The 11,796-nt window shown below is 42.1% G+C and carries 11 protein-coding genes; all 11 read right to left on the reverse strand.

All coding sequences use genetic code 11. The features are described 5' to 3' along the window. Window positions 1-15 precede the first annotated feature (15 nt). The gene (locus CC90_RS0113445; RefSeq protein ID WP_031391288.1) at window positions 16-1,782 is read right to left on the reverse strand and encodes a sensor histidine kinase; all 1,767 of its coding nucleotides are present in this window, start codon (window positions 1,780-1,782) and stop codon (window positions 16-18) included. A 60-nt stretch (window positions 1,783-1,842) separates the two neighbouring features. After that, window positions 1,843-3,789: a sialate O-acetylesterase gene (locus tag CC90_RS0113450; protein WP_081906000.1), complete on the reverse strand. Its 1,947-nt coding sequence runs from the start codon at window positions 3,787-3,789 to the stop codon at window positions 1,843-1,845. Beyond that, a complete protein-coding gene (locus CC90_RS0113455; protein ID WP_051869571.1) occupies window positions 3,711-5,123 on the reverse strand; it encodes a carboxylesterase/lipase family protein in 1,413 nt (470 codons plus the stop codon). Before CC90_RS0113455 ends, CC90_RS0113450 begins: the two co-directional genes overlap by 79 nt. A gap of 177 nt (window positions 5,124-5,300) precedes the next feature. Further along, window positions 5,301-5,705, reverse strand: coding sequence for a secondary thiamine-phosphate synthase enzyme YjbQ (locus CC90_RS0113460; RefSeq protein ID WP_031391291.1), 405 nt, complete (start codon window positions 5,703-5,705; stop codon window positions 5,301-5,303). Between the two features lie 18 nt (window positions 5,706-5,723). Next, window positions 5,724-6,140: a secondary thiamine-phosphate synthase enzyme YjbQ gene (locus tag CC90_RS0113465; RefSeq protein ID WP_031391292.1), complete on the reverse strand. Its 417-nt coding sequence runs from the start codon at window positions 6,138-6,140 to the stop codon at window positions 5,724-5,726. A 70-nt stretch (window positions 6,141-6,210) separates the two neighbouring features. Next, on the reverse strand, window positions 6,211-7,038 hold the full coding sequence (locus tag CC90_RS0113470) for a peptidoglycan recognition protein family protein (RefSeq protein ID WP_242843307.1): 828 nt from the start codon (window positions 7,036-7,038) through the stop codon (window positions 6,211-6,213). Window positions 7,039-7,188: 150 nt separating this feature from the next. Beyond that, window positions 7,189-8,088 carry an SPL family radical SAM protein gene (locus CC90_RS0113475; RefSeq protein ID WP_031391294.1) on the reverse strand — a complete coding sequence of 300 codons (900 nt, stop codon included), beginning with the start codon at window positions 8,086-8,088 and terminating at the stop codon, window positions 7,189-7,191. A 3-nt stretch (window positions 8,089-8,091) separates the two neighbouring features. After that, on the reverse strand, window positions 8,092-9,252 hold the full coding sequence (locus CC90_RS0113480) for a toxic anion resistance protein (protein ID WP_031391295.1): 1,161 nt from the start codon (window positions 9,250-9,252) through the stop codon (window positions 8,092-8,094). 11 nt (window positions 9,253-9,263) lie between these two features. After that, window positions 9,264-10,532 (reverse strand): 5-bromo-4-chloroindolyl phosphate hydrolysis family protein, encoded by a 1,269-nt coding sequence (locus CC90_RS0113485; protein WP_051869573.1) that lies wholly within the window; start codon window positions 10,530-10,532, stop codon window positions 9,264-9,266. Between the two features lie 174 nt (window positions 10,533-10,706). Beyond that, window positions 10,707-11,135 carry a DUF3021 domain-containing protein gene (locus tag CC90_RS0113490; protein ID WP_051869575.1) on the reverse strand — a complete coding sequence of 143 codons (429 nt, stop codon included), beginning with the start codon at window positions 11,133-11,135 and terminating at the stop codon, window positions 10,707-10,709. 95 nt (window positions 11,136-11,230) lie between these two features. After that, window positions 11,231-11,665: a LytTR family DNA-binding domain-containing protein gene (locus CC90_RS0113495; RefSeq protein ID WP_031391298.1), complete on the reverse strand. Its 435-nt coding sequence runs from the start codon at window positions 11,663-11,665 to the stop codon at window positions 11,231-11,233. Window positions 11,666-11,796: the final 131 nt, after the last annotated feature.

Genomic DNA, 11,796 nt, shown 5'->3' on the forward strand with positions numbered 1-11,796 from the left:
TTCCTCCCAAAAGCCTTACACATACTTTAACGGTATATACATCTGTACCACCATACCCATTCCCTTTTCACCTTCTACATGAAACCGAACCTGGTTGTTTGTATGCATTTTCAGACGAAGGCAGGCATTCACAGTACCTACCCTACCCTTATTCTGTAACATTTCTATACTTGCATAATCCATCTTCATCCGAAGGTCTTTCATCTGCGCCTCTTCCATACCATGTCCCGTATCTTCAATTTCCAGACAAAGAGTCTCATCTTTTTCAAAAACACGGACAAAAATCCATCCAGGCTTTGACTTACTTTCTATACCATGAACACAGGCATTTTCCACAAAGGTAACCAGCGTCAGTTTTGGAATTTTATAAGCCCTGCAGGAGTCTTCCATTTCCAGACTATAGGAAAGCTTCTCTCCAAAACGGTATTTCTGTAACTCCAGATAAGCCTTCACAAAATCCATTTCCTGATAGATTGCTACCAGATCATTCCCCCATTCCAGATACTGTCTCTGCATAATTGCCAACCGCTCCACCATATCTGCTGTTTCATACTCCATCTTAATAATACTATGCATACGGATACTTTCCAAAGCATTAAATAGAAAATGCGGATTAATCTGGCTGTGCAGAGCCAGAAGCTCTGCATTCTGTCTGGCTACCATCATTTCCTGTTCTTTCATCCTGCCTACATACACTGTTTCAATCAGTGAGTTAATACGATTTACCATTTTGTTGTAATTACGCATCAATTCTCCGATTTCATCTTGCCCACGAACATCATAGATCTGTACCAGTCTCTCATCGTCGATTTTCTGAAAAACATCACTCAATTCACTAATTCGTACAGTAAAGGAACGGTTAAAACCACGCACCAAAACAAGTGGCAATATAATGTTAGCCACTATAAGCGATATGATTAATAATGGCATGTTGTTCATCATCTGACTGACCATAGTCATTTCAGGTTTCAAAATATAAATTTGAAAATCCATACCATAAAGACTCATATCCTGGCGATATCCAACTCTGTTTTCAAATTTAAATTCCTGATAATTTTTTCCAACACTGTTATAATCCTCATTGGATAGTAAAATCTGTTTGTCATTACAAACAAAAACCGGCATATTATAATTCATTTTCACAAGATTACGCACTAGTGAACTATAATCAATCTCAACAGTCAGAACCTTTTCAAAAGAATCTCCATTATAGAAGTTCATTTTCTGTGCAAAAATAATTTTTCTCTTTGCCTCAACCATCGGAACTTTGCTTTTATCATATAAAAACATAATCGTCTTGTCGGTCTCTGAAAGCTGTAACTGCTGATACCATTCACTATCTATAATTTCATCCAGACCCCCAAACTTTCCACCTCTTACTATAGTCTGGTTATCTGAATACATCTTCACAATAATATTATCCGAGCCAAACCCACTGTCAAACAACACACTCTTAAAGTACTCCTGATAAGAAGTCACATAATCTAGCGGATTTTCATACTCTTTTCCCAGAAAATCATTGATGTATTTATTCATGTAAATATTTCTGGCGACACCGGAAGCATTGTTAATGCTATTGGTAAAATTATACTGTACCGCATTGGCAATGTTTTCCATATCATGTTGCCGCTCTGTCTGTTCTGAATGAACAACAAAATAAATAATAAAACCATCTGTGACAATCAGTGGCAGGATTACGCAGACAATGTACAAAATAAATAATTTTTTACGTATTTCAAAATCATCCATAAAACTTTCAAAACGTCTTAAAAACTTCTCCATCCTGTTCCCCCACCTGACTGAATTCATATTTCTAATTTATCATAATCCTTACCCACTTTGCTATTCTATTTCCAGGAAAAAACTTTCTGCCGGAAGTCCATCACTATTGTAAAAATTTAAAGGTCCCGGGTTATCATACCATCCATATCGAACCTGGATTACTGGTTTCGCGGAACCTGCGTTCTTCGGTTTCATAGATTCCGGTAACATAATTTCCACTTGACCAGGTCTATGCAGAGCCTTCACAGGCCTCCACTCACCAACCTCCGTTAATATTTCAAAATTTGTGATTTCTTGCAAAATAGAATCATCATACTTGAAATAAAGAATTATTTTATCATCTATTCTTTCATAGGTACTTAAAACAGGTCCATGGCAACAGATTTCTTCTCCATATATCTGCCTCCGCACCCATAAACTGAGGCGGTAAGCAACTTCTTTTTTGTTGTGAGGATGTAAATCTGTCTTTTCACCCAAATCCATGGCTGTAATCACACCTATTCGATCAGGCGAAGAACTTACTTCCTTTCTGCACCGTCTTTGATCATTTCGAATTTTTGCCCACCCCGTATCTGTTACCTGATTCAGTGGATCCTGATAATTAGCCAGCTGAACACAGCAGAAACTCAAAGGTCTCCGAAATTCTTGTTCCCAGTCAGCTTTCATCTCATAAAACATTGTCTTATAATCTTCAGGATGACCCACATTACTTTCTCCCTGATACCATAGAATAGCTCGAAACTGCAAATGACGAAGAGGACGCAAAACTCCATAAAACAACCCTAGGGGAAATAATGGTGGAAACAGGACATCTGGAGCTTTTTCCTTCTGTACTGTTCCTTTGCAGGTCTTCCAGATTCCACTTAAATCTAATTCCTTAGGTCCAATTGTAAGACGATATGGTTTTTGAGGTACGAAACCACCAACACCATTTTCTATCACTAATCGGACCATAATTTCATTTCTTCCCTGTTGTAAAATATCCTTACAGACAGGGAAGTTTAGCATTTCATATCGATGTAAACCGCTTCCGACATAATGGTTGTTAATCCAGATGGTTGCTCCATCAATCATCAAACCCAACCTTAAAACCCCGTCTTCTGCCGGTTTTTCTTCCAGATAAATCTCTCTTTTGAGCCAGATGGAGCCATAATAGGGCGATATGGAGCAAGGTCCTATAGTCTGCGAAAGATACCAATCCTCCCACTCGGCATGGGCTGGTATCTTCTCCTGCAATATGGGCTTCATCCAGCGCTCTTTCTCTGTCATCTGTTTCAGAATAATAGTTTCTAATGCATGAGGTGTCAGAAAATATGCAATTTCTTCACAGGAATTTCCTAATTTATTCAATGTTTCTCTTTTCATCCACGCCTCAATACTACTGCCTCCCACCGCAGTCTGAATAAGCCCAATTGGTACGTTCTGGTTTTCTGTAATCTCTAAAGCAAAAAAGTAGCCAATGGCACTCATATCTGAAAAGTTTGCTTTTACGGCCTGTTTCCAGGAAAGAAGTGGCAGAACTTCCTCTCCTTCCTGAAAAATATAATTTGGTACTACAGAAAGAAATCGAATAGAAGGTATTTCCAACAGTGTATCTAATCTGGTCACATCAATGGTTTCTGTCAGTTTCATTTCCATGTTAGACTGTCCGGATAGAAAATACAGATCTCCAATCATAACATCCTTGATTTCTATCTGACAGCTCCCCAAAAACAACATGGAATAAGGACCGCCCGCAGGCAATGGTCCAACTACGATTTCCCAGTTCCCCTCTTCAGTCGATTTACTTTCATAGACCTGATTCTGAAACAGAAGTCTGATTTTCTCATGGGGTAAATCCTTTCCGTAAATACGATTTTCACAGTTTCTTTGTAACATCATATGATCTTGAAATATCTTTTCTAACTGCAACATAATTCTATCCTTTTCTAGTGTATTCTCGATATTTGATCCTGTCCGATACATGACTCTGCTATGAAAAGCAGCTCTTCTTCCGAGTCCAAACATTTACAGATTATTTCCTTGTCAAATAGCATCAGGTTTCTATTCTTACTATGACAATCTTTCCATTCTGGAAGTCGAGAATGTTTTTTGGTATTTTTATTCGGATTCCCCGTCCTGATAAAAGCAGAAAGAGAATCACACATGGTTCTTGCCAAATCATAATGAATCCCAGTAAACGTCCGATGGCATTTTGCAAGGGTTTCGAAGAAAAACCATAGATCGGAAGAATGAAAAGCTCCCGGTTGGTCTTCCCCCGGCATATCTAGAGCAAATTCATAGCAATAAGAAAATTTGTGTCGGCCTGTTCTTCTCATAGCTAAAACAGCCGCCGCCATAGCTAACTGTATTGTATTGACTTTTTTTCCATTCTGTTCTTCTATAAATTCATTTTTTGTATAACCAAAAAACAATGGTACATCTAATATATTTCCAGTAAGTAAGTTTTTCAGATAATACTCTTTTTGGAATACTCCATCAATAGCTGTCCACCACTGAAATCCAAGTTCCCTGTTTTTGTCCCTGAGATAAATCGCAGGCAGTTCTCTTGCTTCCTTCAAAGACGTGATATCGAGTATTCTAAAAAATTCTTCTCCCTGTCTTTCTGCCTGTTCCAAAGTTATATATGGACTGTCATGAAAAGGACTTAGAAACATACCACTTTCTACCACTGCACGTTTGATATAAGGTTGATTGGAAGGATCATTTAACTGCGTCAGCACACTACCGCCACCAGCAGACTGCCCGCCTATCGTAATCTGTTTTGGATCTCCTCCAAAAGCCTTAATATTCTCATACACCCATTGTAAACCCGCTTTCTGATCCAGGTTGCCAAAGTTGGCAGGGGCCTTAGGATTTTCGCTTGTCAGTTCCGGGTGTGCCAAAAAACCAAATAGATTTATTCGATAATTCACCGTAACCACAACAATCCCTCGTCTGGCGATTCGTTCCCCATCAAATTCCATTTCCGCCGTATTGCCATATTGAAGGCCGCCTCCAAAATACCAGACATACACCGGCAGCTTATCCTGGGTTGCCTTTGCTGGTGTCCAGATGTTTAGATATAGACAATCTTCACTCATCGGAATCTCCGGATACAGATTCCACTCTTTACTATAAAAATCTTCTTTGTCTTCACCGGGTGTATTCTGCATGGAGATTGGTGCGAACTCAAAGCAGTCTTTGATTCCTTCATATAATTTTGCCTGTTGTGGAGCTCTCCATCGTAATTCTCCCACTGGTGGTTCTGCAAAAGGAACACCTTTAAATGATGTAATATAAGGATCTGCTGCTGCAAGTCCTCTCACAAGGCCCTGTTTTGTTTGCGTTATTCGAATCATTCAGTCCTCAATTCCAACTTTTCTCAAAGTTATTTTTTGGTACAGAGAAAAAAATACCCGATTTTATTTTAGCAAGTTTCACTTTGTTTTTTAAGGGGAATATTATAGAAAAATACCCTACAAAATAGAGTAGAGAAATAATTCTTAGCAATTATTTCTCTACTCTATTAGTCTATACTATCCTTCCATTAATTTCACATACACTTTTCTATTTCTCGCCCCGTCATATTCCAAGAAATAAATTCCCTGCCAGGTGCCCAGAAGAAGATTCCCATTTTCTATGATTACTGACTCAGAAAATCCCATCATACTGGCCTTCAAATGAGCTGCGGAATTCCCCTCCATATGATGATAGCCGTCCTCCCAAGGAACAATCTTGTCGATTTCCATAGTGAAATCCCGCACTACATCCGGGTCGGCGTTTTCATTAATGGTGACCGCTGCTGTAGTGTGAGGCACGTAAATCATACATATGCCGCTCTTTATCCCGCTCTCGGCCACAAGCTTCTTCACTTCTCCGGTGATATCTATCATCTGCGTATGTGCGCCGGTCCGCACCGGAATTTCATATACCTTTCCCATACATTCCTCCCGCTTTCTCTATTCTCCAATCACTTTAATGAGTACTCTCTTGTTCCTCTTTCCATCAAATTCAAAATAAAAGATTTGTTCCCACGTGCCGAAATCCAGTTTGCCGCCGGTAATCGCACATACTGTCTCGCGTCCCATGATCGTGCGCTTCAAATGGGCATCCGCATTGTCCTCATAACCGTTGTGGTTATACTGGTTGTAAGGCTTCTCCGGTGCCAGCTTCTCAAGCCAAACCTCATAGTCGTGATGAAGCCCGCTTTCGTCGTCGTTGATGAACACGCTGGCTGTAATATTCATGGCATTTATCAGCACAAGGCCTTCCTTAATTCCGCTTTCCTCGATTGCCCTCTGAACCTCACCCGTAATGTTCTGAAGTCCTCTCCTTGAAGGAAAATTAAAATGCAGCTCTTTCCTGTAAGATTTCATAGCCATACCCTCCCGATTGCGCTGTATCGATGACAGCACACCAGACAAATTCATTTCTTAGCAGGTTTCTTTACAGATCCATAAACATACCTGCCCTCTGCTCCATATATTCGCTCAAATCCGCAAGGAATTGCTCCCACGCGGCTTCATTTTCCACATAATACTTAGGACATATCTTGCCGCCTTCATCGTAGTGGCGAAGGACATCCTCCGGCGCAAGCTCGTACTTGTGCAAAAGCCATGCCGTCAGCTCTATCAAGGACTGATAGGTCCGGTCCGTAAACTGCCCGTCTTCCCTTTCATAACAGCACTCAATCGAAACGGAATCGTAATTGCGCTTCATTACCGCATAGGCAATCTCTCCCGTGGGAATACATTGTACCACGCCTCCGTCACAGCCTATAATAAAATGGGCACTTGCCGAACGCTCATGAGTCTCGGCAAGAGATTCGAAGTAGCTTCGATTCTGCAGTGCCGTCGTACCTGCATTTGCCGTATAATGAATAAAAATATTCTTAACCTCCGGCAAAGCGATTCCGGGTCTGGAAAACTCGTTGATCGTAAGCAGCTCCACATCCAGCGCCGGCATAGCCAATTCGGCGGCATAGAAGTCCTGCCACTTGCCCTTCCTTCCATCCTTCAAAGTCTGAATTTCTTCGCTTAGCACCGTCTGTATGCGCGATTGTCTTCCGGTCCTGCCGGATACGAAGAATACGAGGGCAATAATACCTGCAATCAAGGCAAAACTCAGCGCGATCGTCATGCCTATGGCTGCTATTCTAATTAATTTTCTTTTTCTCTTGCGCTTTTTCCTGCGGATTTTTTCTTCCTGCGTCAGAGCACACTTTCGCTTCTCCGGCCTGACCGCATCCTCTATCTGCATCTTATGTATTTCCATTTTTAAACACGACTCTGCCCCTCGGACAGCCCCTTCGGCCTTTTACGGCAATATGTATTCATTATACATAATTAGTGGCCGTGAAAATAAAAATGGTTCACTTATTCATAAATTATTAAGAATTAACGACGTTCATGTCATATCTGAAGTTTATATCATATCTAAAAAGTTAAGCTGATTTTCGCCGTAATTTCGCTTATACCCGTGTACGATATCCTTCATTTTATAAAGAATGCCATATTTCTCGCATTCCTTTGCAAATACCTTATAAAGCTGAGACGACCGGGGTGACCGGCACTCGTAATATTCCCCATACTGATTTCTATACTTTCCTACAAGATTATCATCAGGAAACAGTTCGTTCAGCTTTTCATAATAATAATCTCTCTGGTTTTGCCTGAGCGTCATACCGAAGGCCGGATAGATAAAGTTAACAGAACACTGCGCCGCCTTATGTACAATATTCAAGATATTTGCTTCGTTATCTTCCAGAAATGGCAAAACCGGCATAAGCAATATGCCGGCAAATATTCCGTTCTCCCGTAAATTTGAAAGCGCTTCAAACCGCCTGGAAGAAACCGCTGCTCCCGGCTCCAGCTTCGCCGCCAGCTCATCATCTGCCGTAGTTATCGTCACCTTGCAAAGCACCGGAGAATGCTCTTTTATATCCATCAAAATATCGATATCCCGGGCAAGCAAGGGGCTCTTAGTCGCGATAGCCACCCCGAATTCGAAGGCATGAATGAGCTCCAGAGCATGTCTGGTCAGACACAGTTCCTTTTCAAAGGGATTGTAAGGATCACTCATAGCACCGGTGCCTATCACTCCCTTTTTCACCTTGCGGCGCAAATCGTCACGGATTATTTGCAACGCATTTTCCTTGGCGCGCACCCTGTCGAAGTCTTCGATATGGTAGCACTCCGACCTGCTGTCACAATAAATACAGCCGTGACAGCAGCCCTTATATATGTTCATGTTATAATCCGTACCAAACCATTCACTGCTCTTCGTTTTAGTTATGATTGTTTTTGCCGGAATATATTCTATCATGTACTATACCTGCATCTGCAGCAGCCTGTTTTTCAGCTCGCCTTCGATACGGGCAAGCTCCACTTCCGCCTCTCTTCTCTTCTGACGTCCTTCCGCCTGAATCCTTACTACTTCATCCAACGTAGAAATCAAAGACTCGTTAGTCTGTTTCAGCGTCGCGATATCTACGATGCTTCTCTCTGCCTCCTTGGCAGTTTCTACCGTAGCCACCTTCAGTACTGCCGCATTTTTCTTAAGCAGCTCGTTGGTCATATTCGTAACCTCACGCTGTGCCTGAGCCGCCTGGGAAGAATGGGTAATGCCAAGCGCTAACACCATCTGACTCTTCCAGAGAGGAATCGTATTCACGAGGGTGGACTGAATCTTTTCCGACATAATGGTATCGTTACTCTGTACCAGCCTGATCTGCGGAGCCATCTGGATAGATACCATTCTTGTCAGCTCCAGATCGTGAATCTTCTTCTCGAAACGATCGCACTGCGCCACAAAATCATTCACCGCTTGTGCATCCTCGGGCAGATTGCTCGCCTGCGCTCTCGACATAAGTGCAGGAAGCTCCTCCTGTCTTACCTTGCCAAGCTTCTTCTTGCCCGCGAGAATGTACATGGAAAGCTCTTTAAAATAATTCTTATTCAGATCATACATCTTATCGAGCATCGCCGTATCTTTTAAGAGCTGAATCTGATGATCTTCCAACACACTGCAGATCTTGCCTATATTGACTTCCGCCTTGTCGTATTTGCTCTTAATAGACGCTATTTTATTGCTGCCCTTTTTAAACACTCCTAGAAAGCCTTTTTCTTCTTCCTCGTCGAACTTCTTCAGCTCGTATACCACACTGGATAAAAGCTCGCCGATTTCTCCCAGATCTTTGCTGCGAACGTTGGAAAGCGCAGTCTCGGAAAAATCTGCAATTTTCTTCTGAGCACCCGCTCCATACTGTAAAATTATAGTAGAATTGTTCAAATCGATCTTGGAAGCGAAGTCATCCACCATCCTGCGCTCCTCGGGGGTAAATGTACTCTCATCCAAAACCTCGATCTGTTCCGGCTTCCCCGCGCCGGAGGACAGAACCACCGCCGGTGCCTCCGGCTCCTTTGCCATCTCCTCAAACGGGCTGAATGTTAAAACCGGTACCTCATTTCTGTTTTCTTCCATTGCCATAATCCGCTCCTTTATTCTCCCTCATTCTCTTTTTTAAATTCATCCTTTAGAAGGCCTTCTTGTGCAAGCATAGTGGATAATACGGAAATATCCGTGGAAATATCCATTGCATCATCTTCAAAAAGCTTGTCAAACATCTTTTCAAAAGCTCCGTTTATATCGTCCAGCATTTCTTCGATTTCTTTTTTAGCCGTGGTAATGTTTTCTCCCTGAACCGGCTGCACACTGAATTCCTGATATGCTTCCACCAGCTTAAGCGTAGTCGGCATATAATAGTTCATGAACCTGCGTATGTCGGACAGTTTCTCAGGATTCTCCTCCACATGCTCGAAGATGCGGGTGCAAATTCGCTCCAGGCGTAAAAGTTTGCCGGAAATCTCCTCCTCCGGCATGCTATCGTTAGCCGCCTTGATACGGCGTATATATTCTTTTCCTTCTTCCACAATAATCATAAGCTGCTTTCTCACCGGGTCCTGCTCCAGCAGCTCCTTCTCCCTGGCGAGGCGCTCCTCTTCTTCCTTGCGGCGTTCCAGTTCCTTCTGCGCATCCTGATACATCTTATAAGATTCATCCGTCAGCATAAAGCATGTCTCCTGCCGGTCCAGATGCCCTTCGCGAAACCATCGGCGCCTTATCATGCGCTTTAAGTCCTTAATAACGAACTTGTCCTTTTTTCCTACGGCCTTGGCAAGGCTCTCTATGGAATGAAAATCCTTCGCTCCCATGGCTCTTACATATTTCTTAAACCGCCTTGCTCTGCGTCTTAAAAATCCTCCCGATGCAGCAGCCACTGTGCAGATACCACCTAACACCAACGGTATTTCTATGGACAGGACTCCTATTCCGAACAGATTAACTACGACGAAGGACAGTGAATATAGTGCCAGCGCATAGCTCCAGGAAAGCACCGCGCCAAGACTTCCGAATACGGTAAGCAACACGCCGGATACGCTTCCCTGAGGGCTTCTCCTTACCGGAAGCTGTCGTTTATTTCGATATTCCTTCATAGGCTGTGCATTTTTCACGTACTGTCCCGGGCGATAGGTATCCTGATAATTCTCTTTTGGTGACACGCCCTGATATGTTTTGCTCCGATGCTGCTCCACATTCTTGTTCGCGTTATCAGCAGCTTCCTTTACCGAGCGGTTCACTTCCTTCACCGTGTTCTCTACCGTCGCTCTAATATTTTCCTGCAATTCCATAACTTCCTTGGATTTTACGAATTTATCAATTTTTTCTCCAATATCACGCCCCCAATTGGAAAAATCCATATCGTTCATCTTACCATTCTCCGCTGCTCTTAATATACTGAAATCAATCTATAGAAATTTACTTTAGTAGTATAGCATATTGACGGTGTAAAGTACAAGAAGCGAGTAGCTATTTTCATACAAATACAGGAGAGACAGTAAAGGAGAGACCTTTACTGTCTCCCCTTCACGTTATTCTAATTCTTATAGGCCTTTTTCCTTAATTTCCCGGTTGATTTCACTGGCCTCCCATTTGTAGTAGAAATAGAAGCAGAGCCAAACGATAAACGCGCTGATTATCGCTATCAGGATGCTTGCAAGCATAAGAGAAATATTTCCCAATGGTATCCACTGCATATAAAAAGCTATCGGGATATACACGATAAAACCTATCGCTGCATGGATCAAGAGCTGCTGCACTTTGGATAGCTTTTCATTATCGTACACCACAGTTGGAAGGCTCCAGCCCATTCCTACGATTATCGCAGCCGCTACCTGCGCATTAAAGCCTCTGGGTGAAGACAAAAACCACTCATTTCCCATCATGGTATAACCCGCCATCGAAATCAGGCAAGAAATGGTACATCCCCAGGAGATACCGACACATATCAATTTAAATATTTTTCTAAACATAATTTTTCCTCACTTTCTAATTTGAATTTTCACATTTTGCATATTGGATTGCTAACATCCATTCATTCAGGCTGCTCATACTTTCCACAGCCGTTTCAAAGTCCGAGGTATTTCTTGAATTCCATAAGATAAGCTCTGGTAATATAGTCCTTACAGCCGTTCTTCATCACAAGATACATCATGGCATTAAAAGCCGGCTCCACGCTGTCAATTTTCTTCAGATTCACAATGGTAGTCTTGGAAATCCTCATAAAATTTTCTCCCAGTATATTTTCCAACTCATAAAGCTTTTTTTTGGACAGATATTTCTTATCTTGGCCGTACAGGAAAACCTCCTTGTTTTCCGCACGTACCATATAAATTTCGGACCCATCCAAAACAACGATTTTCTCATTTTCTTTTGCAGTGATCACGTTCCCCTTCGCTTCAAAGGCTTCCGCAGCGCGCTGTACTTCTTCCGTTACTGCATTTGCATAAATTACTGCATAAGGTTCTTTTATATCCGCAGATAGTTTTATTTCCACCTTCACAATCCCGCCTCCTATTATATTTGTAAACCGGTTCGATATTAGAATAACTGTTTTTCGCTGCTTTGTCAGTCTTTTTTAAGTAACACGCACAAAAAGACAGATGAGCTGCATAAACGCTCATCTGCCTTCTG

The organism is Kineothrix alysoides (genome assembly GCF_000732725.1).
In the GTDB taxonomy this organism is placed as follows: Bacteria; Bacillota; Clostridia; order Lachnospirales; family Lachnospiraceae; genus Kineothrix; species Kineothrix alysoides.

Excerpts from the sequence above, each read along its gene's own strand:
- CC90_RS0113470 (WP_242843307.1), bottom strand. The coding sequence starts at position 7,038 with ATGGAAATACATAAGATGCAGATAGAGGATGCGGTCAGGCCGGAGAAG.
- CC90_RS0113450 (WP_081906000.1), bottom strand. The coding sequence starts at position 3,789 with ATGTTTGGACTCGGAAGAAGAGCTGCTTTTCATAGCAGAGTCATGTAT.
- CC90_RS0113455 (WP_051869571.1), bottom strand. The coding sequence starts at position 5,123 with ATGATTCGAATAACGCAAACAAAACAGGGCCTTGTGAGAGGACTTGCA.
- CC90_RS0113480 (WP_031391295.1), bottom strand. The coding sequence starts at position 9,252 with ATGGCAATGGAAGAAAACAGAAATGAGGTACCGGTTTTAACATTCAGC.
- CC90_RS0113465 (WP_031391292.1), bottom strand. The coding sequence starts at position 6,140 with ATGAAATCTTACAGGAAAGAGCTGCATTTTAATTTTCCTTCAAGGAGA.
- CC90_RS0113475 (WP_031391294.1), bottom strand. The coding sequence starts at position 8,088 with ATGATAGAATATATTCCGGCAAAAACAATCATAACTAAAACGAAGAGC.
- CC90_RS0113460 (WP_031391291.1), bottom strand. The coding sequence starts at position 5,705 with ATGGGAAAGGTATATGAAATTCCGGTGCGGACCGGCGCACATACGCAG.
- CC90_RS0113485 (WP_051869573.1), bottom strand. The coding sequence starts at position 10,532 with ATGAACGATATGGATTTTTCCAATTGGGGGCGTGATATTGGAGAAAAA.
- CC90_RS0113445 (WP_031391288.1), bottom strand. The coding sequence starts at position 1,782 with ATGGAGAAGTTTTTAAGACGTTTTGAAAGTTTTATGGATGATTTTGAA.
- CC90_RS0113490 (WP_051869575.1), bottom strand. The coding sequence starts at position 11,135 with ATGTTTAGAAAAATATTTAAATTGATATGTGTCGGTATCTCCTGGGGA.